This is a genomic window from Streptomyces sp. NPDC007856, from assembly GCF_042868225.1.
Classification (GTDB): Bacteria; Actinomycetota; Actinomycetes; order Streptomycetales; family Streptomycetaceae; genus Streptomyces.
Map to the genome: position 1 here is coordinate 75,893 of NZ_JBIAEC010000006.1, position 24,569 is coordinate 100,461.

Below are 24,569 nucleotides of genomic sequence, written 5' to 3' on the forward strand. Positions count from 1 at the left end.
GCGCGTGCCGTGAGGGCGAGCTGCGGGGAGGGACCGGAACATGAGTGACGTGAGCTTCGCGCGCGACGAAGTGCGGCGCGCCCGGTACGCCGTGGCGGCCGTGTTCGCCGTGCACGGCGCCGTGACCGGGACGTTCGCCACCCGGGTGCCGTGGATCCAGGACCATGCCTCGCTCGGTGCGGGCCAGTTGGGGTTCGCGCTGGCCTTCACGGCGTTCGGCGCATCCTGTGCGATGCCGCTGGCGGGCCGGATCAGCCACCGGTTCGGCAGCCGTACGGCCCTGCGCGGACTGCTGGCGCTCTGGACGCTCTCCCTGGTCCTGCCGTCCCTCGCGCCGAACCTGTACACCCTGTTCCTGGCGATGTTCGCCTACGGCGCGAGCGCGGGCATGGCCGACGTGGCGATGAACGCCCTCGGCGTCGAGATCGAGCGGCTGCTGGGCAAGTCGATCATGTCGGGGCTGCACGGCATGTGGAGTGCGGGCGCCCTGATCGGATCGGCGGCCGGCACGCTCGCGGCGCACCTCGGCTCGGACGCCCGGCTGCACTTCTCCCTCGCCGCGGCCGTGCTGACCGTGCTCGGCCTGGTGGCCTGCACCTGGGCGCTGGATCTGCAGCCCGCCGAGGACGAGGAGCCGCCGCCGCGGTTCGCGCTGCCGCCGCGCTCGGCGCTGCTGATCGGCACGGTCGGCTTCTGCGCGGTGTTCGCGGAGGGCGCGAGCCTTGACTGGTCGGCGGTGTTCCTGCGGGACCGGCTGGCCAGCTCGGCCGGTGTCGCGGCGGCCTGTACGACCGGCTTCATGCTGACGATGGCGGTGGCCCGGATCGCCGGGGACGCGGTGGTGAACCGGTTCGGCGCGGTCCGCACCGTCCGGGCCGGCGGCGTCCTGGCCGTGCTGGGCGGTCTGCTGATCGTGTTCGCCGGGTGTCCGGCGGTGGCGATGGGCGGGTTCGCGCTGATGGGACTGGGTATCGCGGTGGTCGTGCCGCTGTGCTTCGCGGCGGCCGGGCACGCCGGGCCCCATCCCAGCCAGGCCATCGCGGGCGTGGCGACGATCACCTACACCTCGGGGCTGATCGCGCCGAGCCTGATCGGCGGGGTGGCCCAGGCGACCAGCCTGGTGGTGTCGTTCTGCGTGGTGACGGCGCTGGCGTGCGGGCTCGCGGCGTTCGCGGGCGTCCTGCGCAGCGCCGAGCGCGGCGGCCGGACCGAGGTCAGCCGGCCGGCCGCAGCAGTTCCCGACCCACGGCCCTGAAGGCGTCGGTCCAGGGCGCCGGGCGCAGGGTCGTGGCGTCGAGCCGGACCAGCACCCGGGTGCCCTGGGCGTAGGTCCGCATCCCGTCGGCCGAGCAGAAGCGGAAGCCGTAGGTCAGACCGGTGGTGCCGAGCCGGTCCAGCCAGAGGTGGACGGCGTAGGCGCCGGGGCTGGTCACGGGTGCCTCGTAGCTGATGCGCAGTTCGCGGACCGCGTTGCAGGCGTCGCCGGCCGCGTGCCAGTCGCCGTCGAAGCGCACGCCGTGCGCGTTCCACAGCTCGGTCCAGGCGCGCTCGACCAGCAGCGGGTAGCGGGCGTTGTGCAGGAGGCCGAGCGCGTCGAGGTCGTCGAAGTGCACGGTGACGGGGATCAGCCGGCCGTAGGAGACGAGGGGCGCGATCGAGGCTTCGGCGGTCACGGGAGGGGCTCCTGAACATAGCTGGCGAGACGGTTACATACTAAGCGACCGCTCAGGAGCCCTGACCGAGTGCCCGTCAGCCCGCGATGGAGTCCAGCTGCTCGGCGGCGGGCCGCAGCGCCCACAGGTCCCCGCCGGGCGGCGCCTCCAGCCGGGCCACGGCCGCCTCGGCCGCCGGATCGCCCGCGTCGGCCGCCGCGTGCACGACATCCGTGGCCGCGTACCGGTGGAACTCCAGCTCCGGGTGCGGCCACGCGGCGGCGCCGGTCGCGGCCGGCAGCAGACAGCCGACCGCCTTGAACAGGCTCTGCCCGTCCGGGCCCTGGTACGCCCACAGGTTCACGCCCACGTGCCGGCCGATGGCCGCGAGCCGGGCGTAGGCGACGAGGTCGAAGGCGGAGTAGTGCCAGCTGCGGGTGCGGGCGAGTTCCTGGGGCTGGCTGCCGTCGGCCGCGATCTGCGGGTCGATCCGCTTGGCGCGCGCGTCGAGGACGGTCCGCCGGGCCAGCGCGATGTCGCCGGTGGAGTAGGCGAGGGCGGCGAGCTGCATGTCGTAGAAGGTGCCGTGGTTGTTGGCGGCCGCGCCCTCCTGCTTTCCGAAGTCGCTGTTCTTCAGCCAGTTCAGGAAGTCGGCGTTCCACTTGCCCATCGCGGTGCGGTCCTCGGCGCTCCAGCCGGGGGCGCCGGCGGCCAGGATGGCCTGGGCGTCGAGGACGCTGGTGTACGACTGGGAGAAGTCGATGACGCCGATGGCCCGGCCGTCGTACTTGCACGGGATGAACTGGGCGTGGTCCAGGTCGGGGTTCATCCGGGTGGCCGGGTCCAGGAACCAGGTGCGCAGGATCTGCCCGGCCTTCTCGGCGTAGGCCCGCTTGCCCGTGTAGTACCAGGCGAGCGCGAGGTCGTACGTCGAGTCGAAGACCTTCTCGGCGTCCTGCCGGTCCGTTCCGCTGTCGACCTCCGGATTGCGCTGCCCGTCGCGCTGGACGTACGGGCAGCCCCAGGGGTTGTCGGCGGTGGGGGTGGTCGTGGGCCACCAGTAGGGGGCCTGGCTCAGGTACTCGTGGACGTCACCGCCGGGTGCGGGCCTCGGCTTGTCGACGACCGTCCAGGGGCCCTGGTCCAGCCAGGTGTCGGCACGGGTGGTCAGGTCCCGCAGCGCGCGCTGGAGTCGGGGGTCATGGCCGAGGCGGGTGCGGGTCTGCCGGAGCCGGCCGCCGTCGAGGACGGCGGTCCTCGGGGCCTTCGGCGCGGCGTGCGCGGAGGGGGCGTACGCGGCGTGCGCGGACGGGACGAGCGCGGCCCCGAACGTCATCATCGCGGCCAGCAGCACGGCCGCACGGGATCTTCCACTCATCGGGCACTCCGATCTGTCAGCGATCAGCGTGGATCAGATATATGAACTGAGTTCATGAGTAGGACCGTGCGAGCGTAGAACCGCTCGTTACCCGTGACAATGGTGCGGACCGTCTTCACGTACGTAAGAAAGCGAAACTGCACCATGGACCTCGGCGTGCGCTGGAAGCTGCACGGTGACGGGCGCACCCCCGCGCCCGGAGCGGTGGTACGCCCCGACGAGCGGCTCTCCTGGCCGCGCACGGTGGGCCTGGGCGCCCAGCACGTGGTCGCGATGTTCGGCGCGTCCTTCGTGGCGCCCGTTCTGATGGGCCTCGACCCGAACCTGGCCATCATGATGTCGGGCGTGGCGACCACGATCTTCCTGCTCGCCACCCGCGGCCGGGTGCCGAGCTATCTGGGCTGCTCCCTGTCGTTCGTGGGCGTGGCCGGCGTCATCCGCGCCCAGGGCGGCACGAGCGCCACGGTCACCGGCGCGGTGTTCGTCGTCGGTGTGGCGCTGTTCCTGGTGGGACTCGCGGTGCAGCGCTTCGGGGCGCGGATCATCCACGCGGCCATGCCCCCGATCGTCACCGGCGCGGTCGTCATGCTGATCGGCTTCAACCTCGCCCCGGTGACCGCCTCCACCTACTGGCCGCAGGACCAGTGGACGGCCCTGCTGGTCATGCTGTTCACCGGGCTGGCCGTGGTCTGCCTGCGGGGCTTCTGGTCCCGTATCGCGATCTTCCTCGGTCTCGTCTTCGGCTACGGCATCTCCTGGGCCTTCGACCGGATCCTCGGCAAGATCCACTCCATGAGCGCCGGAGGCAAGGTCACCGACCACTGGCGGCTCGACCTCTCCGGTGTCTCCAAGGCCGACTGGATCGGCCTGCCGCACTTCCATGGACCGTCCTTCCAGTGGTCGGCGATCCTGGTCGCGCTGCCGGTCGTCATCGCCCTCGTCGCGGAGAACGCGGGGCACGTCAAGGCGGTCGGCGAGATGACCGGCGACCCGCTCGACGACAAGCTCGGTACGGCGATCTCCGCGGACGGCGTCGGGTCCATGCTGTCCACCGCGGTGGGCGGCCCGCCGAACACCACCTACTCGGAGAACATCGGCGTGATGGCGGCGACCCGTGTCTACTCCACCGCCGCCTACTGGGCCGCGGCCGGCTTCGCCCTGCTCTTCGGCATCTGCCCGAAGTTCGGCGCCGTGGTGGCCGCGGTTCCGGGCGGGGTCCTCGGTGGCATCACCGTGATCCTCTACGGCATGATCGGCCTGCTCGGCGCCCAGATCTGGCTGCACGCCAAGGTCGATCTGCGCAACCCGCTGAACCTGGTGCCGGCCGCCGCGGGCATCATCATCGGCGTCGGCAACGTCAGCCTGAAGTTCACCAGCAACTTCTCGCTCAGCGGCATCGCCCTCGGCACTCTGGTCGTCATCACCGGCTACCACGCGCTGCGCGCCCTCGCGCCGGCCCATCTGAAGCAGCAGGAGCCGCTGCTGGACGAGGGCACCTCCGCCTACGACACGGAGGCCGAGGGGGAGGGGGCTCCGCGCGCCAAGTCGTAGGTGACCCACAGCTAGGCGTCGATCCGGGCCTTACCGGTGTCCAGGGTCGGCGCCCGGCCGATCTTTGTGGCCGGCTGCTTTCTCCTGGTCGGGGTGGGTGTCGTGCTCTCCGGGGCGGGCGACGGCGCCCGGTCGACCGTCGTACTCGACGAAGGCGAGGGAGACGGAACAGGAGAAGGTGTCCGCGGCACGGGAGCCGCGGTCGGCGCCCGGGTCGCCTCGGTCGGGCCGGGTCGGAGCCGTGGACGCCGGAGCCGCGCGCCTCGATCACACCGGTGAGGGAGCCGGCCAGGGTCACCACAGAGGCCACCGCGACCATCACCCCGTGCCGTACGGCACGCCTGCGCGCGGCACGGCGCTCGGCCGGGCGCCGGGCACGTGAGCCTGACACCGGTGCCACTCCCCCTCGCGTCGCGCACTGCGGCGGTCCGTTCCCCCGTTCCGGCGATGTCTCCGGCCGGTCGGCCCGCCCCTCGGCCCAGGGCTGGGACCCTTCCCCCATGGCGCAGCTGGAACGCTTCACCACTCCCGTCGACGCGGTCGTCTCCCGGATGCGCGCTCTTGGCGCGATCCTGCCCGAACGGGACGGTGTCGCCGTGTTCAACCGCGTCTACCTCACCGTCACCGAGGAGATCGACCGGCGCCTGGACACCGGGGAGTTCCGGGACCCACGGGCGGCGATCGCGCTGGACGTGCGGTTCGCCGAGCGCTACCTGGCGGCGGTCGACGCGGCGGCCGCCGGCCGCCGACCGCCCGCCTGCTGGCGTCCGTTGTTCCAGCTCCGCCGCCATCCCGGAGTACGGCCACTGCAGTTCGCGCTGGCGGGCGTCAACGCGCACATCGGGCACGACCTGGCGCTTGCCGTGGTGGACGCCTGTCGCACCCTCGGCTGCGAACCGCCGGACCTGGAGGACGAGTTCGACCGCGTGGGCCAGCTCCTCGTGTCGCTGGAGGAGCGCATCCGCGAGGATCTGATGCCGGGCCCCGATCTGCTGCAGATCGCCGACCCGCTCACCCATCTGCTGGGCTCCTGGAGCCTGGAGCGGGCCCGGGACGCGGCCTGGGTGGCGGCACGGACCCTGTGGACGCTGCGCCACTGCGCCGACATGGCCGAGGAGTTCGCCGAACGGCTGGATGCGGCGGTGGGGTTCGCGGGGCGGATGCTGCTGACGCCGCTCGCCGACTGAACCTGGCCGGATTCCGCCCCTGCGCGAGCGGCCCTCGGAACACGCTGGTGATCGCCGTACGTTGCCGACGAGTATCCGATCCGGTCACAGAGGAGCAGCGGTATGGCGACCCGCCTCGGCCTGAGTCTTCCCCAGATGCGGCAGTACGCGATCGGCACGGACGTGCCCGCGGTGGCACGCGCCGCCGAGCGGATCGGCTACGACAGCCTGTGGGTCTTCGAGCGGGCGCTGCTCCCCGAGCCCGCCACCCAGGGTCTGTACGGCGTCGAGGGCATGCCCTGGCCCGACCAGTACCGCAACGTGGCGGACCCGCTGGTCACCCTGACCCTGGCCGCGGCGGCCACCGAGCGGGCGGAGCTGGGCTCCAGCGTGCTGGTGGCGCCGCTGCACGTGCCGTTCCAGCTCGCCAAGGCCCTGGCCTCGCTGGACGCGGCGAGCGGGGGCCGGGTCATCGCGGGTCTCGGCACCGGCTGGTCCCTGGACGAGTACGCGGCCTCGGCCGTCCGGCCGTTCGCGGAGCGGGGCGCGGCCCTGGACGAGATCATCGCGGTGTGCCGGGCGGTGTGGGGTCCGGATCCGGTCGTGTACGAAGGCCGGTTGACCAGGATCGCCTCGGCCGTGGTCGGGCCCAAGCCCGCCCGGCCGATCCCGGTGATGCTGGCGGCGAGCAACGATCGGGCCTTCCGCAGGCTCGTCGACCATGCCGACGGCTGGCTGCCCGCGGGGTTCAGCGCGGAGGGAGTCAGGGCACAGTGGCGGCGGTTGCGGGAGCTGGCCGAGGAGCGCGGCCGTACGAAGCCCATCCGGACCGTGCTGCGGGTGAACACCAGCCGCCAGGCGAAGCCGTACGACGGGGCGGACCGCCAGCCCTTCCAGGGCGATGTCGACCAGATCGTGGCGGACCTCGTGGAGTACGCCGGCATCGGCCTGGACGAGATCCTGATCGACCTCCAGGGCACCGCGCGGGACGCGCGGGAGCTGGCGGACGTCGCCGCGGAGGTGTTTGAAAAGGCGCGGGCGGCCGGAGTCTGAGGCCGGCCGCCCGCGCCTTGGTCCTTGCTCGTTTCCTGGTCAGTCCTCGGGCAGCTCCACAGGGGCGATCTCGTCGTACACGTCACCCGGGCCGGGGTTGGCCGGGTCGCTCTCGCCGCCGAAGTGGTGCATGACGCCCCAGACCGCGTTCAGCGCGGTCTGGATCGCGCCCTCGGCCCAGCCGGCCGTCCAGGAGATGTCGTCGCCGGCGAGGAAGATGCCCCGCTTGTCCTCGGGCAGCCGGTCCTGCATGAAGTGGGTGAACAGGCGCCGCTGGTAGCGGTAGTGGCCGGGCAGGTTGGCCTTGAACGCGCCCATGAAGTAGGGCTCGTTCTCCCAGGAGACCGTCACCGGGTTGCCGATGATGTGCTTGCGGATGTCGACCTTCGGGTAGATCTCGCCGAGCGACTTCAGCATCACCTCCATCCGCTCGTTCGCGGACAGCGGCAGCCACTTCAGGCTGTCGTCGCACCAGGTGTAGGAGAGGCAGATGACGGCGGGCTGGTCCGGGCCGTTGTCGAGGAGGTAGGTGCCGCGGGTCATGCGGTCGGTGAGCGTCATCGACATGACGTCCCGGCCGGTCTCCTCGTCCTTGTCCAGCCAGAACGGCCGGTCGACGGGGACGAAGAGCTTGGAGCTCTCCATGTAGTGGGTGCGCTCGATCGCCGTCCAGTGGTCGATCGGGAACAGCGAGTCGTCGCAGGCGATCTTGGACAGCAGCATCCAGGACTGGGCGGTGAAGATCGCCGCCTTGTAGGTGCGGATGTCGCCGTTCGCGTCGGTCACGGTGATCTGGCTGCCCGCGGTGCGGTGCAGCCGGGTCACGGCCGGGCGCGGCTCGCCGTCCACGTGCAGGGACTTCAGCGAGGTGCCGTAGGGCCAGTGGACGATCTTCTCCGGCTCGCGCTCCCACAGGCGCAGCGGCAGCTGCTGGGAGCCGCCGACGATGCCGCGGTGGTGGTCGTCGGCCTCGGTGTAGACGACGCGCAGGATCTCCAGGATGGAGTTCGGGAAGTCGGTGTCCCAGCCGCCGGTGCCGAAGCCGACCTGGCCGAAGATCTCGCGGTGCCGGAAGGACTTGAAGGCCTCGGACTCGCAGAGGAAGCCGTAGAAGGTCTGGTTGTCGAGCTTCTCGACGAGCTTCGCCCAGATCTCGCGGATGCGCGGGACGTCCCGCTCGCGCATGGCGCGGTTCATGTCGGAGAAGTCGGCGCCCTCGTCGAGGCACTTGTTCCAGGCGCCGGCGACGTCCCGGTAGACCTGGGGCAGGTCGTCGATGGTCTCGGCGTAGTGCGACTCGCCCTTGAGGTCCACGACGGTCGAGGGGGTGGCCTCGGCCAGCGGGTTCGGGAAGGGCTTGGTCTCCAGGCCCACCATGTCGATGTAGTGCTGGAGGGCGGTGGAGGACGGCGGGAAGCGCATGGCGCCCATCTCGGCGGTCAGCGACTCGTCGCAGCCCTCGAAGCCGACCGTGCGCAGCCGGCCGCCGATCTGGTCGGCCTCGTAGACGACGGGCTTGAGGCCCATCTTCATCAGCTCGTACGCCGCCACGATGCCGGACAGACCGCCGCCGATGATCGCGACCTCGGTGCCGTGCTCGGTCGCGGGTATCTGACCGAGGCCCGCCGGGTGGGCGAGGAAGTCGTCGTAGGCGTAGGGGAAGTCCGGGCCGAACATGGTGATCGGCGGCTGCTGCTCGTCGGTGTGCTCGACGGCGTTGGGCACCGTGGACGTCATGGGGTACGGACTCCTTGCACGAGGTGAAACAGGGGGGAGGCTTGTGCGGCGGCTCAGCCGAGGGACCCGTACAGACCGGGGCGGCGGTCCTTCAGGTACGGGTTGGCCTCGCGGGAGGCGGCCAGGAAGGCGGGGTCGGCGTCGGCGAACACCAGCTGCTCGGTGCGGCCGGCCCGGGTGCGGGCGACACCGTCGGGACCGGCGAGGACGGAGAGACCGACGAACTCGAACTCCCCTTCCTGCCCGACCCGGTTGACGTACGCGACGTACATCTGGCTCTCCCAGGCGCGCACCGGCACCAGGGACTCGGCGACGAACTGGAAGGGGTGCATCTGCGCGGTCGGGACGACGAGAAGGTCGGTGCCGGCCAGGGCGTGGGCGCGGACGTTCTCCGGGAACTCGACGTCGTAGCAGATCATCAGGCCGACGGTGAGGCCGTTCAGCTCGGCCTGGACGACCGGCTGCTCGCCCGGCGTGAAGTGATCGCGTTCGAAGCAGCCGAAGAGGTGGGTCTTGCGGTAGTTCGCGAGCCGGGTACCGTCCGCCGAGATCAGCTGGGCGGAGTTGTGGACGGTCTCGCCGTCGCGCTCCGGGTAGCCGTAGACGATCGCCAGGCCGTGCCGGTGGGCCAGCTCGGCGATCGCGTCCGCGCTGTCGCCGTCGGCGGGCTCGGCGAGGCGGGCGATGTCGTCACCGATCGCGTACCCGGTCAGGAACATCTCCGGTGCGGCGAGCAGCGCGGCGCCCGCGGCGGCGGCACGGCCCGCGGCCTCGTCGAGGACCTTGAGGTTCTCGGCGATCGAGCCGGGGCGGCCGGAGCTCTGGAGCAGGGCGGTGCGCATGCGTGAACCTCACCGGACGGGGATTTTTGGGGGGCCACGAAGAAGGTACGGTCGGCGTGCTCGGCCGGACAAGAAGGAGCCGTTGCGCGCCCGTGCGCGGTTCATTGCGTGGAGAGCCGGTCGGACGGCGATTCGTTGCGCGCCCCCGGGTGCGGTTCCCGTCCTGGGTGCGGCTACTTGCCCGTGCCGACGGGGTCGACGGTGATGGCGGAGCCGCTGCCGTCCGAGACCGGCACGTTGATGCCGACGGGCAGCGTGCGGGGGTGCGTCTCGTTCGGCGGGGTCACGACGAGGCTGGTGAAGGTCTCGCCGCTGCCGCCGGAGGTGTTCGGCGGGTAGTGCAGGGTGAAGCGGGTCTCCTCGCCCGGCTTGACGCTGACCAGCGGGGCGGCGAGCGCGCCGGGCGCTGACCGTGCCGTCCTTGCTCTTGAGGTCGGCGCCGGGGAAGCCCTTGAGGGTGCAGGCGGTGGTACCGGTGTTCTTCAGGTTGACGATGAGGGTGCCCTCGGCCATGCCGCCGGAGGTGCTGAACGCGAGCTGGGACGTGGTGCAGGCGGACGTCATGGCGCTGCCCGTCCGGGACGCGGTGGGGGTGCCCGTGCCGCTGGACGCGCCGGTGCCGTCGGAGGCCTGGGAGCCGGAGCCCTGGGAACCGGAACCCTGCGAGGCGGAGCTCGGCGAGGCGGAGTCGCTCGCGTCGGACGAGCCCTTGTCATCGCCCTGGCAGGCGGTGAGCGACAGGCCTGCCACGGCGGCGACGGCGAGCAGCGAGAGCTTCTGGACGCGCATGGTTCCCCTTCAGCGGTACGGGTTCGGCGGTGCGGATGACGTGCTGCCCCGTGAGACACCTGCCGCGGTTGACGCGTTCCGGTCGACACCGCTCCCGTACGCGGCTGTGACAAACGGCTAGATCTCCCGCAGCCGTCGCACGATGTCCCGGAGCAGCCCCGGGTCGGTGGCCGGGTCGCCGGCCGGGTGGCGGCGGGGCTCGTCGATGCGGATCAGGCCCGCCTCGGCCAGGTCACCGAGCAGCACCCGGAGGACGGTCAGGGGCAGGTCGGCGTCCGCGGCCAGCTCCACCACGGGTCGCGGGCCGCGCCGGATCAGGTCGAGCAGGGCGGCACGGGCGTGGTCGACGGCCGGTCCCGGCGCGTCGGCGTCCAGCGCGGTGACCCGGGACATCAGGTCGATGGCCTGCGCGCCCGCGGGCCGGGTGCGGCCGCGCGTCACCGTGTAGGGGCGCACCATCGACCCGGTCTCGTCCTCGTACCAGTGCTCGTCGCTCACCGCGGGATCATCTGGGGGTGCGGGCGGCCGCGTCCAGGTGGCGGCCGAGGCGGCGGACGAGCAGGGCCATCTCGTGGGCGAGCTGACCGACGTCGGTGCCGGCCTCGCTGAGGACGGCGAGCCGGCTGCCGTGGCCGGCCGGGGTGATGAAGAGGTAGGCGTCGTCGAGCATCACCATGGTCTGCCGCACCTCGCCCGCGGCGAACCGCTCCCCCGCCGAGCGGGCCAGGCCGTGGAAGCCGGAGCAGACGGCGGCCAGGTGCTCGATGTCGCGCCGGCGCATCCCGTCCGAGCTGCTGAGCGGGAGGCCGTCGGCGGTCAGCAGCACGGCCTGGCGGACGTGCTCGGTGCGCGCCACGAGATCGTCCAGCAGCCAGCCCAGGTCCGTGCCGGGCGCTCCGGCGTGCGGCTCCGGGGTCTGGTCGTCACCGTTCATGATCGGCGTCGGTCCCTTCGTCGGCGTGGCTGGTCAGGGGGTGGGTGTCGGCGTCGATGGGGGCGTTGTGGGCGTGGGCGGCTGCGGGTGCCCGGTCAGGTGCGGCGGTGTGTTCGGGTGCGGGTGCGTGGGGGCTGGTCGCGCCGTTCCCCGCGCCCCTTGGGAACCGCGCTTCCGTCGGGTTCGTGGTAGCGGAGCCTCGGGCAGTCGCGTCGGTCGCCGGGAGGCCCTTGCGGCCGCGGTCGAGGCCGCGCTGGAAGGCGCCGAAGATCGCGCGCATCTCCTCGGCGTCGATCTCACGTCCGGGTCCGGCGTCGCGCGGCGGCGGTTCGTCCCGCAGCTCCCGGACGAGGGAGGCCTGCCGGGTCCGGCTGGGCAGGGCGGGCGGGGTGACCGGCGCCTCGGACACGGCCTCGGGGCCGGTGCCGGCCGAGGCCGTCGGCCGCTCCCCCGACGACGGCGTGGAACCGGCGGCAGCCACAGGTGTCGCGGCGTCCGACGGCAGCTCGCGCACCGGCCCCGGATCAGGGACGGCCCGGGACGACGGCCCCTCCGCCGCCGCGGACCCGGACACGGCCCCCGTACCCGGCGCAGGCACGGACGCGAGCCGGTTCCGTCCGGGCGGGTCACCGGCGGGCGCGCGTCGCGGCTCACCCGGCCCGGACTCAGCCGGCCGCTTCCTGGACGGCAGCTCACGTACAGCCGTCCCCTGTTCGCGTGGCTCCGGCTCCGCCAGCACCCCCTGTGGCAGCAGGACCACCGCCGTCGTACCGCCGTACGGCGAGTCCGTGAGACTCACCTCGATGCCGTGGCGGGTGGCGAGGCGTCCGACGACGTAGAGGCCGAGGCGGTCGTGGCGGGTGGGGTCGAAGCTGTCGGGGTCGGTGAGGGTGGCGCGGGCGTGGGTGCGCGCCTCGGCGTCGAGGCCGAGGCCGCGGTCGTCGATCTCCAGCACGAACCCGCTGCCGACGCGCCCGGTGCGCAGGGTGACCTGGGTGTGCGGGGGTGAGAAGGCAGTGGCGTTCTCCAGGAGTTCGGCGACGAGATGGACCACGTCGGCCACCGCGTCCGCCGCCACGCCCACCTCCGGCATCGGCGGGACCACCACGCGCGCGTAGTCCTCGATCTCACCGACGGCCGAGGCGACGACGTCCGCGACCGGCACGGGCCGGCGCCAGCGGCGGCCGGGCGTGGCGCCGGAGAGGATGATCAAACTCTCCGCGTGCCGGCGCATGCGGGTGGTCAGATGGTCGATGCGGAACAGCTCGCGCAGGACGTCGGGGTCGTCGGTGCGCCGTTCCAGGGTGTCGACGAGCTTCAGCTGGCGGTGCACCAGCGCCTGGTTGCGGCGGGCGATGTTGAGCAGCACCGCGAACAGGCCGCGGCGCAGGGTCGCCTGCTTGACGGCCGCTTCGACGGCGGCGAGCCGCGCGGTGTTGAAGGACCGGCCGACCTGCCCGATCTCGTCGTCGCGCACCTCGTCGGCGGCCAGCGGCGGCGCCTCGGCCACCGCATCGACCTCCTCGCCGGCGCTCAACCTCCGCATGACAGCGGGCAGCTGACGCTGAGTCAGGACATCGGCCGCGTCCCGCAGGATCTCCAGGCGCCGCGAGATGCGCCGCGCACCGCGCACCGCGAACCACAGCGACAGCCCCACGGCCGCCAGGCCCACCACGCCGACGACGGCCGACTTGGTCAGCTCCCGGTAGGCGAAGGCCCGGCCGCGTGCCGCGGAGTTCTCGGCGGACCGCGTGCACAGTTGCATGTACCGCCGCACGGCTCGGTCGGTGGTGGACCGCCAGGTGTCCGCCGCGACGGCCCGCCCGGCGCCCGCGGCCCCGGCCCGCAGCAGCGCGTCCTCGCCGCGCACCAGCGAGCCGTACAGGTTCCCGCGCTGGAAGTCCTCGAACAGCGCACGCGAGTCGGCGGGCAGGTCCGGGACATAGGTCCGCTGGAACACCCGCCGGTCCTCGATGGTCGCGGTCAGCGTGTCGTACTGCCGGTCGGTCAGCGTGCCGGCCGCCCGCGCCCCGGCGACCAGCGCGTCCTCCCGGGAGACGAACTCCCGCACCCGCACGAGTTCGCTCACGACCTGCGCCTCTCGGGCGAGCTGTCCGGCCTGGAGGGCGGTGAGCGTGGACTGCACGTCGAAGCCGGGCTCGACCAGCGCGCTGTACTGGTCCACGGCCCGGTCCCAGGTGATGTGCCGGGACAGCACCTGCGAGCGCAGCCCGTCCAGTGTGCCGGTGGCCGTGACCATGGCGTCCAGCGCCTGCCGCTGCCGGGCCGTCAGCCGGCCGCGGTCGCCGCCCCGGATCGCCTGCCGCATGGCGTCCACGGCCCGGTCGGTACGGCGCTGCTGTCCGAGCAGCTGACCGGCCGTCGCCGTGTCGAGGCGGGAGCCCAGGTAGGCGGCGGACATCCGGCGCTCGATCTGGATCTGCCCGACGGCGGTGTCCACGGGGGTGCCGAAGTCCTCGTACACCCCCTGGAGCCGGATCAGCGCGCGCAGTTCGGCGGTGACGGACACCATCGCGAAGCTCCACAGCGCCATCAGCGCGACGGCCGGGGCGAGCGCGAGCGCCACGATCCGCGTGCGGACGGTGGTGGGACGGCCGAGGGGCCAGCGCATGGAATACCTGCCGGGGTTACCAGTCAGTAGAAAGTGCGGCACAAGCTACGGGACGCTCACCCCGGACCGCAATGTGACCTGCGGTAACCCCCGGTCACATCCTGGTCAGGGCGAAGGTCGTGACGACCGCCGCGTGGTCGGAGGGCCAGTCGTTGTCCGCGACGTCCGGCCAGGGGCGCGGGCTGCCGGTGACGAGGGTCCGCGCGTCCCGTACGGTCAGACCGCGGTGCAGGACGTAGTCGATCCGGTCCTGCGGCTCGGGCCGTCCGCTGCCGTCCTCGTGCACCGGATGGATCGGCGACCAGGTGTGGCCGGGCTCGGCGACGGGGTCCGGGTGGGCCTCGCGGTAGGAGTCGGCGAAGCCAGCGTCCTCGGCGGCCCTCGTCACCGGCCAGGCCACGTCCGGCCAGTCCAGGTGCGAGGGACAGTTGAAGTCGCCGACGAGCACGACCGGGACGCCGTCGCGCGAGGAGTCGGCGATACGCGCCAGTGCGTCCCGCATCTGGGTCAGCCGCAGTTCCTCGTGGGCGATCAGCTCCGCCGCCGGCAGCCCGTCGAAGACGGACTCGTAGGGGCCGTACGGCGTGTAGTGCAGATGCGCCGTCCACACGTCGACCTCGCGGCCCGGTGCCACGGCGATCCGGACGCCCGCGGCGCCGTAGAAGCCGACCTCCGGGTCGCCGAAGCGGGCGGTGATGGGGTGGCGGCTGATGATGCCGAGGTTCTCGCCGGCCCGGTGGTGGTGCCAGCCGAGCGCCTCGGCCAGCTCCTGGGCCGCCGTTCCGCCCGTCTCCTGGAGTCCGACGACGTCGGCGCCGCTGTCCAGGACGACCTTGAGCTGCTTGGCCCGGTGATCGTCGACCTCGCTGCCGCCGAGCCACAGGTTCCAGCTCATGACCCGGAGTTCGGGCGCGACCATGCGCCGCAGCTCGTGGACCGTGACCCCGGCGAGGCTCTCCCGGACGGTGCGGCCGGCCGCGGTGCCGATCGGTGCCAGGGACGGTACGGCGAGGACGGCGCACCCGGCGGCCTCGGCGGAGGCGACGCCGGTCTCGGTGTCCTCCACGGCCACACAGGCGGCGGGATCGACGCCGAGGGCCCGGCAGGCGGCCCGGTAGGGGTCGGGGGCCGGCTTGGTGCGGGTGGTGTCGTCGGCGGTGACGGAGGCCGCGAACCGGTCGGCGCCGAGCGCGTCGAGGACGAGGTCGGCGACCGCGCGCGGGGACGCGGTCACCAGGGCGGCGGGGACGCCGGCGGCGGCCAGCGCGTCCAGCAGGTCCAGCGCGCCGGGCCGGGGCACGATCCCGGTGCGGACGCGGTCGGCGAACTCGCGGTGCAGTTCGGCCGCGAGGTCCGCCGCCGGCCGGCCTGTCGCCGTACCGAGCCAGGCGGCGGTGTGCTCGACCGGACGGCCGAGCACGTCGGGCTGGTCGGCCTCGGTCAGCGGGCGCCCGGCGACCTGCTCGACCGCCTCCCACCACAGCCGCTCGGTGTCGACGAGCGTGCCGTCCATGTCGAACAGAACGGCCTGCAGCGGGTGTTGATGGATGTGGGGGGTCACGTTCGGGGAATTCCTCACTTCTGGATGCGTTCGGCCACGAGCACCGGCCGCTCGGGCAGCGACACGCCGACGGCGGTTCCGGCGCCGAGCCCGCCGGCCTCGTGGGCGGGCAGGTCGGCCTTGACCTCGGTGCCGTCGGCGAGCCGCACGGTGACCCGGACGACCGCGCCGAGGAAGGCGGTGGCGACGATCCGGGCGGTGCCCTGCTCGTCCGGGCGCACCTGTACGGCCTCGGGCCGCACCAGCACGTCCACCGCACCGCCGGGCACCTCGCCGTCGGCCGGCAGCCGCTGACCGAGCACCTCGACCGTGCCGTCCTTCAGCTCGCCCGGGATCCGGCTCATGGTGCCGACGAACTCGGCGACGAAGGCGGTGGCGGGGCGGCCGTACAACTCGGCGGGTTCGGCGCACTGTTCGAGGCGGCCGGCGCGCATGACGGCGACCCGGTCGGCGACCGAGAGCGCCTCTTCCTGGTCGTGCGTCACGAACAGGGTGGTGATGCCGAGCTCCTGCTGGAGGCGGCGGATCTCCTCGCGCAGGGTGAGCCGCACCTTGGCGTCCAGCGCGGACAGCGGCTCGTCGAGGAGCAGCACGCGCGGGCGCAGGGCCAGGGCGCGGGCCAGCGCGATGCGCTGCTGCTGGCCGCCGGAGAGCTGGTGCGGATAGCGCTCGCCCTTGTCGGCGAGGCCGATCAGCTCCAGCAACTCGGCGGCGCGGGCGCGGCGTTCGGCCGTACGGACGCCGCGCATGCGCAGCCCGAAGGCGACGTTGTCGACGGCGTTCAGATGCGGGAAGAGGCTGTACGACTGGAAGACCATGCCGGCGTCGCGGCGGTGGGCCGGGACGTGCGTGACGTCCTCGCCGTCCACCAGGACGGCGCCGGAGTCGGGGTGTTCGAACCCGGCGAGCATGCGCAGCGCGGTGGTCTTGCCGCAGCCGGAGGGGCCGAGCAGGGCCAGGAACTCCCCCGGTCGGACGGTCAGGTCGAGCCCGTCGAGGGCGACGGTGGCCCCGAACTCCCGCCGCAGCGAGCGGAATTCGACGGTGGCGGCCTTTTCTGCGACGGCCTTCTCAAGCGTGGTGGCGGTCATGGTGTGTGTTCATCCCCGGGAGTTGGCGGTTCGGTTGCGTCCGCCGCCGGCACCGGCGAGCGCGAGGAGCAGGGCCCAGGTGACGAGCAGGCTGAGCACGGACACGGCGACGGACATCTGGGCCTGCTCGCCGCCGACGTTGTAGATCCACACGGCGAACGGGGTGTAGCCGAGCAGATGGGAGACCGTGAACTCGCCGAGGACCAGGGCCAGGGTGAGGAAGGAGGCGTTCAGCAGGGCCCCGCGCAGATTGGGCAGGACGGCCCGGACGAGGGCCTTGGGCCAGGAGGCACCGCAGCTGCGGGCCGCCTCGACGAGGGTCCGTACGTCGATGGCGCGCAGGCCGGCGTCCAGGGCCCGGTAGACGAACGGCAGGGCCATCACGACGTAGGCGAGGACCAGCACGACGGGGAAGTTGTCGTTCTGGATCACCACGAACGTCTCGAACAGCGGGGTGCGGGACAAATGCTCCGGGCCCCACTTGAGCACGGTGGCGATCCCGGCGACGAACGCGATGGGCGGCACCACCAGCGGCAGCGAGCACACCACCTCCACCACCGGCCGCAGCCGGGGCGAGCCGAGCCGGAGGGCGACCACGGCGGGCACCATCAGCAGCAGCACGACCGCGATGGTGGCCACGGCCAGCTCCAGCGAGAGCAGCAGACTGGAGAGGAAGCCGTCGGCGGAGAGGATCTTGGTGTAGGCGTCGAAGGTGAGACCCTGGCCGGGCACGTCCACCGTGAAGATCGCGGAGGCGGCGAGCGGCACCAGGAAGTACAGGGCGGCGAGGCCGAGGACGACCCACCGCCAGAGGGTCAGGCGTCGAGCCATCGGGCACTCCGTCGCTGAAGGGGCAGGTACACGGCCATCACCAGGCCCGCCACCAGCACCATGTCGAGGCTGAGGGCGAGGGCGACGTTCTCCTGGCCGACCAGCACGTTGCCGGACAGGGCGTCGGCGATCTGCAGGGTGACCAGCGGGACCGCGCTGCCGACCATGGCGGCGGCGGTGGCGTAGGCGGCGAAGGCGCTGCCGAACAGCAGCACCAGGCCGCCGAGCAGCGAGGGCGCGAGCACGGGCAGGGCCACGTGCCGCCAGTACTGGGCCCCGGTGGCGCCGTTGTTCAGCGCGGCCTCACGCCACTGGGAGCGCAGGCCGTCCAGCGCCGGGGTGATGGTGAGGACCATGAGCGGGATGAGGAAGTACAGGTAGACCAGGATCAGGCCCCAGAAGCTGTAGAGGTCCCAGCCGGTGCCGTTCAGGCCCAGGTGCACCGTGAGCACGCCCGCGTTGCCGAGGGTGGCGACGAAGGCGAAGGCCAGCGGGACGCCGCCGAAGTTGGCGAGCACGCCGGAGGCGGTGAGCACGGCCTCGCGCAGCCAGCGGGAGCGGGAGCTGACCACGGCTTGGGCGAGCGGCAGCCCGAGCAGGGCGCCGAGCGCGGCGGAGATCGCGGACAGCTTGACGCTGCCGAGCAGGGCGGTGAGGTACGGGCCCTGCAGCGAGGCCGTCATGTTGGCGCCGGTGTAGGTGGTGGCGCCCGTGGTGGCGTCGTCGACCGAGAAGGCGCCGTTGACGATGGCCAGCGCGGGCAGGCCGAAGGCGACGGCCGTGAACGCCAGCAGCGGCACCACGGCGAGCCAGCCGGGGGCGCGGCGCCGCCGCTTCGCCGAAGCGACGGGCGCCACGTCCGCGCGCGGGAGAGCGGCGGTCATCCGGAGACGGCCTTCCCCCAGCCCTGGGCGATGACCGTCTTGGCCTTGCTCTGCTGGGTCTCGGTCGGGAAGGACGGCGTGCCGGTGACCTTCGGGAGCTTGGCGGCGGCCGTCTTGTCGAGGGTGCCGGCCTTGTCCATGGCGGCCATCAGGGCCGGGCGGGCGTAGCCCTTGAGCCACAGGTTCTGGCCCTCGGTGCTGTACAGGTACTCCTGCCACAGGCGGGCGGCCGCCGGGTGCGGGGCGTCCTTGGTGATGGCCTGGGAGTAGTACTGGGCGTACTGGCCGTCGCTCGGGATGACGACCTTCCAGTCGAGGCCCTTGGACTTGAACTCGTCGGCGTAGCCGGCGTTCAGGTAGTCCCAGTCGATCGAGATCGGCGTCTCGCCCTTCTCGACGGTGGCCGGGGTGGACTCGACCGGCGTGTAGTTGCCGTTCTTCTTCAGCTTGGCGAAGAAGTCCAGGCCGGGCTGGATGTTGTCGAAGGAGCCGCCGTTCGCCAGGGCCGCCGCGTAGACGCCGCCGAAGGCCGAGCCGGACTTGGTGGGGTTGCCGTTGAGGGCGACCTGGCCCTTGTACTCGGGCTTGAGGAGGTCCTTGAAGCTGGTCGGGCAGGTCTTCACGCGCTTGGCGTCGCAGCCGATGGAGACATAGCCGCCGTAGTCGTTGAACCAGCGGGCCTGCGGGTCCTTCTGGGCCTCGGGGAGGTCGGCGTAGGAGGCGACCTTGTAGGGCGCGAGCAGGCCCTGCTGGGCGGCGCTCAGCGCGAAGGAGGAGCCGAGGTCGAGGACGTCGGGGGCGCGGTCCTGGCCCTTGCGGGTGGTGACGGCGTTGATCTCGTCCTGGCTGGTGCCGTCGGGGCTCTCGTCCTGGATCTTGATGCCGTACTTCTTCTGGAAACCGTCGATGATCGCGCCGTAGTTGGCCCAGTCGCGAGGCACCGCGATGATGTGCAGCGTGCCTTCCTTCTTGGCCGCCTTGACCAGGGCGTCCATGCCGCCGAAGTCGGCCGCGGAGGTGGCGGTGGCGGCGTTCTTGCCGTCCTTGGTCGTGGTGGACGCGTTGTCGGGGGCGGCGCCGCAGGCGCTGAGCGCGAGCGCGGCGACGACGGCGAGGGAGCCGCCGAGGACGGCGTTTCTCGGCAGGGACACGATCACGGTCTCTCCAGGGGACGCATGAGGGTTGCGGAGAACTTGTCTGAACAAGTTGCGTCACAGTACGCCCGCTCGCGGTGTCCTGTCTGTAAACGGGAGCGAAACTTTGGGCCCTGGTTGGCTGCACAATCCAGACCGTTTCAGATCACGCTCAGGTCTCGATTAGGCTGGTCACGCTGTGCACAGTGACCTGAGCAGAGGGGAAGCATGACCGCGCGACACGAGGAGATCGCCGACGAGCTGCGGCGGGCCATCGACCGCGAGGAGTACACGGTCGGCAGCCGCCTGCCCTCGGAGTCGGAACTCGCCACGCAGTACGGCGTCTCACGCGGCACGGTCCGCCAGGCCGTCGCGACCCTCACCTCCGAAGGCCTGATCGGCTCCCGTCAGGGTGCCCGGCGCGTCGTCCTGGCCAGCCGCCGCAGCCAGAGCTTCGAGGAACTGCGCAGCTTCGCCCAGTGGGCCCGGGCGATGGGCCGCGAGGCCACCGGCCAGGTGGTGTCCCAGGAGTACCGCCCGGCGACCCACGAGGACGCCGTACGCCTCCAACTGCCCGTCGGCACACAGGTGTTGCACGTGCTCCGGGTGCGCGGCCTGGACGGCGAGCCGGTGCTGCTGGAGCGCACGGTGTACGCCGACTGGATCTCCCCCGCCGTCGAGTCGATCGAGCCGGAATGCCCGTCGGTCACCCAACGCCTCTACGACGACTCGGGGTTGGTCTTCGCCTACGGCGAGCACATCATCGACGCGGTGGCGGCGGGCGCCCAGGACGCCGAACTGCTCGGTGTCCGCCGTACGAGTCCGCTGTTGCGCGTCCGCCGGGTGACGACGACCCGCGAGGGGCGCCCGGTGGAGTGGTCGGACGACCGGTACCGCTCGGACGCGGTGAGCTTCAGCGTGCACAATTCCATCGGGAACAACGCCCTGGCCCGCAAGACCGCGGAGTGAGGGCTGCCGAAGGGGGATCACATGGCGTACGTCCGGACCGTGCCGCTGCCGTACGTGGACACGCACACGACCGTCGTCCCCGCCGGCGCGGACGTCGTCTGGCGGACGATCGGCGAGGTCATGCGCCGGTCCTTCGCCGGACGGGCGGGAGCCGGCTACGCCCGCCTGGTCGGCGTCGCCGACCGCACGACGTCCGGTCCGCACACGCCGGCCGTGGGCTCCACGGTCCGCGGCTTCCGCGTCACGACGGCGGATCCGCTGCGCGAGCTGGTCCTCACCGGCCGCCACCGATTCTCGGCGTACACGCTGACCCTCCGCCTGGCACCGGAAGGCCCGGGCCGCACGCGCGTGAGCGCGGAGACCCGGGCCGTGTTCCCCGGCCCGGCCGGGAAGCTGTACCGCTTGCTGGTGATCGGCAGCGGCGCCCATGCGGCGGTGATGCGCCGCATGCTGACCTCGATCAGCGCCCCGAAGGGGGCGCGGTGAACCGCGCGCCGAACCACGGATCACCCGCACCCGGCACACGGCAGAGCGCCCCGAGCCGTAGTCCGGATCAGCCCGGCGCCCCGGAAGAAAAGCGCCGCAGCAACGGCGACAGCACCAGCACCGACTTGGTCCGCTCCACGAACGGCTCGCCGGCGATCCGCTCCAGTACTCGCTCGAAGTGCCGCATGTCGGAGGCGAAGACCTGGGCGATCGCGTCCGCGTCCCCGGTGACGGTGGACGCGGCCACGACCTCCTGATACCGCTCCAGCCCCCGCTGAATGGTGTCCGGCGAGGTGTTCCGCCGGCAGTAGATCTCGATGTAGCCCTCGGTCTCCCAGCCGAGCGCCGCCGGGTCCACCCGCACGGTGAATCCGGTGATCGCTCCGGTGGCGCGCAGCCGGTCCACGCGCCGCTTCACCGCGGGCGCGGACAGGCCGACCATCTGCCCGATGTCCGCGTAGGAGCGGCGGGCGTCCTCGGCGAGGGCGTGCACGATGCGTTCGTCGAGATCGTTCAGCACAGGGGGTGGTTCACTTCTTCGGTCCGGTCACTTCTCTGCCGTCACCGCGAGGTCGTCACCGGTCGCGAGACGGGAACGGCGATAGCCGTACACGAAGTAGAACACGAGCCCGACGGCCATCCAGACACCGAACACGATCCAGGTGACGGTCGACAGGCTGCCCATCATCCACACGCAGAAGGCGAAGCCCAGCGCGGGCAGCAGCGGCGACAGCGGGACCCGGAAGGAGCGGTGCATGGCCGGGCGGGTCCGGCGCAGCACCACGACGGCGACGTTGACCAGCGCGAAGGCGAACAGCGTGCCGATGCTGGTGGCGTCCGCCAGCTGGCCCAGCGGAATGGCGGCGGCGAGGACACCGCAGAACAGCGACACGATGACCGTGTTGGCGCGCGGGGCGCCGGTCTTCGGGTGGACCTTGGCGAAGACCTTGGGCACCAGTCCGTCGCGGGACATGGCGAACAGGATGCGGGTCTGGCCGTAGAGCACGGTCAGCACGACGCTCGCGATGGCGATGACGGCGCAGAAGGCCAGCAGGGTGCCCCAGAAGCTCTGCCCGGTGACGTCCTTCATGATCTGGGCGAGCGTGGCCTCGGAGTCGTTGAAGCTCCGCCACGGCTTGGCACCGACGGCGACGGCGGCGACCAGCACGTACAGGGCGGTCACGATGACCAGCGACAGCATGATCGCGCGGGGCAGGTCGCGCTGGGCGTCCTTGGCCTCCTCACCGGCGGTGGAGGCGGCGTCGAAGCCGATGTAAGAGAAGAACAGCGTGGCCCCGGCGCCGCTGACGCCCGCCATGCCGAGCGGCATGAAGTGGGAGTAGTTGCCGGACTTGAAGCCCATGAAGCCGATCGCGCAGAACAGGATCAGGGCGGCGATCTTCACGGACACCATGACGGTGTTGGCCCGCGCGGACTCCTTGGCGCCGCCCATCAGGAACACCATCGCGAGGATCACGACGATCAGGGCGGGCAGGTTGAAGACACCGCCGTCGACGCCGGGCGGGTTGGCGAGGGCGTTCGGGATGGTGACGCCGATGGTGCCGGACAGCAGCTCGTTCAGGTACTCGCCCCAGCCGACGGCCACGGCGGCGACCGAGACGCCGTACTCCAGGAGCAGACACCAGCCGCAGACCCAGGCGATCAGTTCGCCCATCGTTGCGTATGCGTACGAGTACGAGGAGCCGGAGACGGGGATGGTGCCCGCCAGCTCGGCGTAGGACAGGGCCGAGAACAGCGCGGTGAGACCGGCGATCACGAACGAGAGGACGACGGCCGGGCCCGCCTTGGGGACGGCCTCGCCGAGGACGACGAAGATACCGGTGCCGAGCGTGGCACCGATGCTGATCATGGTCAGCTGCCACAGGCCGAGGGAGCGCCGAAGCGAGCCTCCCTCGCCCTGGCCGCCCTCCGCGACCAGGCGTTCCACGGGCTTGCGCCGCATGAGGCGCGCGGCGAGGCCCTGGGGTGCGGGGGCGGTCGCTGTGCGGTCGTGCGGGGGTGCGCCTTGGTCGAGCACGCGTTGGCTCCTTCATCCTGCCGGTCATTGCGGACGGGGACCTGGGGCAGCCCTGCGCGGGCAGGGGCCCACCGAGCGGGGTCCCCGCCACGCCACGTACAGCGCAGCACCTTACGGGGGTGGCCTTCACGGGCGTAATGCAGCAACCTTGCGCGTCCCCGCATGATCATTGCGTTCCTCGGCCCGGAATGACAAATCGTTGTGCGTCGGCTGTCGACCGTTGCACGGCAACGGCCCCCGTTCTCCCGGCGAGCGGGAACAACGGGGGCCGTGAGGAAGGGAGTCGGATCAGTTCCAGCTCGCGTGCAGCGGCTTGCCCTCCGCGTAGCCGGCCGCGCTCTGGATGCCCACGATCGCCTTCTCGGCGAACTCCTCCAGGGAGGCGGCACCGGCGTAGGTGCAGGAGGAGCGGACGCCCGCGATGATCGAGTCGATCAGGTCCTCGACGCCCGGGCGGGCCGGGTCGAGGAACATGCGCGAGGTGGAGATGCCCTCCTCGAACAGCGCCTTGCGGGCGCGGTCGTACGCCGACTCCTCCGACGTGCGGTTGCGCACCGCGCGGGCGGAGGCCATGCCGAACGACTCCTTGTAGGCACGGCCGTTGGCGTCGTGCTGGAGGTCGCCCGGCGACTCGTACGTGCCCGCGAACCACGAACCGACCATCACGTTGGACGCGCCGGCCGCGAGCGCCATGGCCACGTCGCGCGGGTGCCGGACACCGCCGTCGGCCCACACGTGCTTGCCGTACTTCTTCGCCTCGGCGGCGCACTCCAGCACCGCGGAGAACTGCGGCCGCCCCACGCCGGTCATCATCCGGGTGGTGCACATGGCGCCGGGGCCCACACCGACCTTGATGATGTCCGCGCCGGCGTCGATCAGGTCCTTGACGCCCTCGGCGGAGACGATGTTGCCGGCGGCGATCGGCACCTGCGGGTCGAGGGCGCGCACCAGCTTGATGGCGCTGATCATCGACTCCTGGTGGCCGTGCGCGGTGTCGATGACCAGCGTGTCGACGCCCGCGTCGAGCAGCTGCTTGGCCTTGCCCGCGACGTCGCCGTTGATGCCGACGGCGGCGGCGATGCGCAGCCTGCCGTTCGCGTCGACGGCCGGGGTGTACAGCGTGGCGCGGAGGGCGCCCTTGCGGGTCAGGATGCCGGCCAGCTTGCCGTCCTTGTCGACGGCCGGGGCGTAGCGGCGGTTGTGGTGGTCGAGGGTGTTGAAGGCCTCGCGCGGGTCGATGTCGGCGTCCAGCAGGAGCAGGTCCTTGGACATGACCACTTCGAGCTGGGTGAAGCGGTCGACGCCGGTGAGGTCCGCGTCGGTGACGACACCGACGGGCCGCTGCTCCTCGTCCACGACCACACCGGCGTTGTGGGCGCGCTTGGGCAGCAGGGCCAGCGCGTCGGCGACGGTCTGGTGCGGGGCCAGCACGATCGGCGTGTCGAGCACGAGGTGGCGGCTCTTCACCCAGGAGACGACGTCGGTGACGACGTCGATCGGGATGTCCTGCGGGATGACCACCAGACCGCCGCGGCGGGCCACCGTCTCGGCCATGCGCCGGCCGGCGATCGCGGTCATGTTGGCGACGACGAGCGGGATGGTGGTGCCCGTGCCGTCCGGCGAGGCGAGGTCCACGCCCTGACGCGAGCCCACCGCGGAGCGGCTCGGCACCATGAACACGTCGTCGTACGTCAGGTCGTACGCAGGCTGGATGTCATTGAGGAAACGCACGTGCTGCACATCCCAGTCGATCAGAGGTGACCCCCCGACGGGTGCGCCAGGGGGAAAAGAGCACGTACTTCATTGTCCCATGCCGGCGTCGCGGTCCTGCCCCACGGAACA

The 24,569-nt window shown here is 72.0% G+C and carries 21 protein-coding genes and 1 pseudogene; 6 read left to right on the forward strand and 16 right to left on the reverse strand.

What is annotated here, in order from left to right:
* Positions 1-40: 40 nt before the first annotated feature.
* Positions 41-1,255 carry an MFS transporter gene (locus ACFYOH_RS16160; protein ID WP_388626086.1) on the forward strand — a complete coding sequence of 405 codons (1,215 nt, stop codon included), beginning with the start codon at positions 41-43 and terminating at the stop codon, positions 1,253-1,255.
* Here ACFYOH_RS16160 and ACFYOH_RS16165 read toward each other — a convergent pair.
* On the reverse strand, positions 1,215-1,673 hold the full coding sequence (locus ACFYOH_RS16165; RefSeq protein WP_388626088.1) for an acyl-CoA thioesterase: 459 nt from the start codon (positions 1,671-1,673) through the stop codon (positions 1,215-1,217). The two genes, ACFYOH_RS16160 and ACFYOH_RS16165, sit on opposite strands and share 41 nt — an antisense overlap.
* Before the next feature lie 76 nt (positions 1,674-1,749).
* Positions 1,750-3,030: an alginate lyase family protein gene (locus ACFYOH_RS16170; protein ID WP_388626089.1), complete on the reverse strand. Its 1,281-nt coding sequence runs from the start codon at positions 3,028-3,030 to the stop codon at positions 1,750-1,752.
* A 144-nt stretch (positions 3,031-3,174) separates the two neighbouring features.
* Between ACFYOH_RS16170 and ACFYOH_RS16175 the strand changes: the two genes are divergently transcribed.
* The 3 genes from ACFYOH_RS16175 to ACFYOH_RS16185 all read left to right on the forward strand — a co-directional run bounded on the left by ACFYOH_RS16175 (position 3,175) and on the right by ACFYOH_RS16185 (position 6,800).
* Positions 3,175-4,581 (forward strand): uracil-xanthine permease family protein, encoded by a 1,407-nt coding sequence (locus ACFYOH_RS16175; protein ID WP_388626091.1) that lies wholly within the window; start codon positions 3,175-3,177, stop codon positions 4,579-4,581.
* 500 nt (positions 4,582-5,081) lie between these two features.
* Positions 5,082-5,768, forward strand: coding sequence for a DUF5995 family protein (locus tag ACFYOH_RS16180; RefSeq protein WP_388626093.1), 687 nt, complete (start codon positions 5,082-5,084; stop codon positions 5,766-5,768).
* A gap of 102 nt (positions 5,769-5,870) precedes the next feature.
* A complete protein-coding gene (locus ACFYOH_RS16185; RefSeq protein ID WP_388626095.1) occupies positions 5,871-6,800 on the forward strand; it encodes an LLM class F420-dependent oxidoreductase in 930 nt (309 codons plus the stop codon).
* Between the two features lie 39 nt (positions 6,801-6,839).
* On the opposite strand, the gene ACFYOH_RS16190 is transcribed toward ACFYOH_RS16185, so the two are convergent.
* The 11 genes and pseudogenes from ACFYOH_RS16190 to ACFYOH_RS16240 form a co-directional block, all read right to left on the reverse strand.
* Positions 6,840-8,537: a flavin monoamine oxidase family protein gene (locus tag ACFYOH_RS16190; protein WP_388626096.1), complete on the reverse strand. Its 1,698-nt coding sequence runs from the start codon at positions 8,535-8,537 to the stop codon at positions 6,840-6,842.
* A 53-nt stretch (positions 8,538-8,590) separates the two neighbouring features.
* Positions 8,591-9,379, reverse strand: a complete 789-nt coding sequence (locus ACFYOH_RS16195; RefSeq protein ID WP_388626098.1) for a carbon-nitrogen hydrolase family protein — start codon at positions 9,377-9,379, stop codon at positions 8,591-8,593.
* 173 nt (positions 9,380-9,552) lie between these two features.
* Positions 9,553-10,168, reverse strand: a pseudogene (locus tag ACFYOH_RS16200) (DUF4232 domain-containing protein).
* Between the two features lie 117 nt (positions 10,169-10,285).
* On the reverse strand, positions 10,286-10,666 hold the full coding sequence (locus ACFYOH_RS16205; protein WP_388626099.1) for a DUF742 domain-containing protein: 381 nt from the start codon (positions 10,664-10,666) through the stop codon (positions 10,286-10,288).
* A 7-nt stretch (positions 10,667-10,673) separates the two neighbouring features.
* On the reverse strand, positions 10,674-11,102 hold the full coding sequence (locus tag ACFYOH_RS16210) for a roadblock/LC7 domain-containing protein (protein ID WP_388626101.1): 429 nt from the start codon (positions 11,100-11,102) through the stop codon (positions 10,674-10,676).
* Entirely contained in the window at positions 11,092-13,734 is a 2,643-nt protein-coding gene (locus tag ACFYOH_RS16215; RefSeq protein ID WP_388626103.1) for a nitrate- and nitrite sensing domain-containing protein, read from the reverse strand. Before ACFYOH_RS16215 ends, ACFYOH_RS16210 begins: the two co-directional genes overlap by 11 nt.
* A 94-nt stretch (positions 13,735-13,828) precedes the next feature.
* Positions 13,829-15,295, reverse strand: coding sequence for an HAD-IA family hydrolase (locus ACFYOH_RS16220; protein ID WP_388626105.1), 1,467 nt, complete (start codon positions 15,293-15,295; stop codon positions 13,829-13,831).
* Positions 15,296-15,309: 14 nt separating this feature from the next.
* The gene (locus ACFYOH_RS16225) at positions 15,310-16,386 is read right to left on the reverse strand and encodes an ABC transporter ATP-binding protein (RefSeq protein WP_388626106.1); all 1,077 of its coding nucleotides are present in this window, start codon (positions 16,384-16,386) and stop codon (positions 15,310-15,312) included.
* Positions 16,387-16,395: 9 nt separating this feature from the next.
* Positions 16,396-17,217: an ABC transporter permease gene (locus tag ACFYOH_RS16230; protein ID WP_388626108.1), complete on the reverse strand. Its 822-nt coding sequence runs from the start codon at positions 17,215-17,217 to the stop codon at positions 16,396-16,398.
* A complete protein-coding gene (locus ACFYOH_RS16235; protein ID WP_388626109.1) occupies positions 17,202-18,101 on the reverse strand; it encodes an ABC transporter permease in 900 nt (299 codons plus the stop codon). The genes ACFYOH_RS16230 and ACFYOH_RS16235 overlap by 16 nt, the downstream gene beginning before the upstream one ends.
* Entirely contained in the window at positions 18,098-19,258 is a 1,161-nt protein-coding gene (locus ACFYOH_RS16240) for an ABC transporter substrate-binding protein (RefSeq protein ID WP_388626110.1), read from the reverse strand. Before ACFYOH_RS16240 ends, ACFYOH_RS16235 begins: the two co-directional genes overlap by 4 nt.
* Positions 19,259-19,462: 204 nt before the next feature.
* Here ACFYOH_RS16240 and ACFYOH_RS16245 point away from each other — a divergent pair, with 204 nt between their 5' ends.
* Together ACFYOH_RS16245 and ACFYOH_RS16250 are read left to right on the forward strand one after the other, a co-directional pair.
* Positions 19,463-20,203, forward strand: coding sequence for a GntR family transcriptional regulator (locus ACFYOH_RS16245; RefSeq protein ID WP_388626112.1), 741 nt, complete (start codon positions 19,463-19,465; stop codon positions 20,201-20,203).
* Between the two features lie 21 nt (positions 20,204-20,224).
* A complete protein-coding gene (locus ACFYOH_RS16250; protein ID WP_388626114.1) occupies positions 20,225-20,689 on the forward strand; it encodes a hypothetical protein in 465 nt (154 codons plus the stop codon).
* 67 nt (positions 20,690-20,756) lie between these two features.
* On the opposite strand, the gene ACFYOH_RS16255 is transcribed toward ACFYOH_RS16250, so the two are convergent.
* From ACFYOH_RS16255 to ACFYOH_RS16265, 3 genes are all read right to left on the reverse strand, one after another.
* Positions 20,757-21,209 (reverse strand): Lrp/AsnC family transcriptional regulator, encoded by a 453-nt coding sequence (locus ACFYOH_RS16255; protein ID WP_031174468.1) that lies wholly within the window; start codon positions 21,207-21,209, stop codon positions 20,757-20,759.
* Between the two features lie 27 nt (positions 21,210-21,236).
* Positions 21,237-22,727, reverse strand: a complete 1,491-nt coding sequence (locus ACFYOH_RS16260) for an amino acid permease (protein ID WP_388626115.1) — start codon at positions 22,725-22,727, stop codon at positions 21,237-21,239.
* A 288-nt stretch (positions 22,728-23,015) separates the two neighbouring features.
* Positions 23,016-24,458, reverse strand: a complete 1,443-nt coding sequence (locus ACFYOH_RS16265) for a GuaB1 family IMP dehydrogenase-related protein (protein ID WP_388626116.1) — start codon at positions 24,456-24,458, stop codon at positions 23,016-23,018.
* Positions 24,459-24,569: the final 111 nt, after the last annotated feature.

Bases quoted from the DNA above. Each gene is read 5' to 3' on its own strand.
- ACFYOH_RS16195 (WP_388626098.1), bottom strand. From the start codon at position 9,379: ATGCGCACCGCCCTGCTCCAGAGCTCCGGCCGCCCCGGCTCGATCGCC.
- ACFYOH_RS16230 (WP_388626108.1), bottom strand. From the start codon at position 17,217: ATGGCTCGACGCCTGACCCTCTGGCGGTGGGTCGTCCTCGGCCTCGCC.
- ACFYOH_RS16180 (WP_388626093.1), top strand. From the start codon at position 5,082: ATGGCGCAGCTGGAACGCTTCACCACTCCCGTCGACGCGGTCGTCTCC.
- ACFYOH_RS16250 (WP_388626114.1), top strand. From the start codon at position 20,225: ATGGCGTACGTCCGGACCGTGCCGCTGCCGTACGTGGACACGCACACG.
- ACFYOH_RS16185 (WP_388626095.1), top strand. From the start codon at position 5,871: ATGGCGACCCGCCTCGGCCTGAGTCTTCCCCAGATGCGGCAGTACGCG.
- ACFYOH_RS16175 (WP_388626091.1), top strand. From the start codon at position 3,175: ATGGACCTCGGCGTGCGCTGGAAGCTGCACGGTGACGGGCGCACCCCC.
- ACFYOH_RS16235 (WP_388626109.1), bottom strand. From the start codon at position 18,101: ATGACCGCCGCTCTCCCGCGCGCGGACGTGGCGCCCGTCGCTTCGGCG.
- ACFYOH_RS16170 (WP_388626089.1), bottom strand. From the start codon at position 3,030: ATGAGTGGAAGATCCCGTGCGGCCGTGCTGCTGGCCGCGATGATGACG.
- ACFYOH_RS16225 (WP_388626106.1), bottom strand. From the start codon at position 16,386: ATGACCGCCACCACGCTTGAGAAGGCCGTCGCAGAAAAGGCCGCCACC.
- ACFYOH_RS16190 (WP_388626096.1), bottom strand. From the start codon at position 8,537: ATGACGTCCACGGTGCCCAACGCCGTCGAGCACACCGACGAGCAGCAG.
- ACFYOH_RS16160 (WP_388626086.1), top strand. From the start codon at position 41: ATGAGTGACGTGAGCTTCGCGCGCGACGAAGTGCGGCGCGCCCGGTAC.
- ACFYOH_RS16245 (WP_388626112.1), top strand. From the start codon at position 19,463: ATGACCGCGCGACACGAGGAGATCGCCGACGAGCTGCGGCGGGCCATC.
- ACFYOH_RS16215 (WP_388626103.1), bottom strand. From the start codon at position 13,734: ATGCGCTGGCCCCTCGGCCGTCCCACCACCGTCCGCACGCGGATCGTG.
- ACFYOH_RS16210 (WP_388626101.1), bottom strand. From the start codon at position 11,102: ATGAACGGTGACGACCAGACCCCGGAGCCGCACGCCGGAGCGCCCGGC.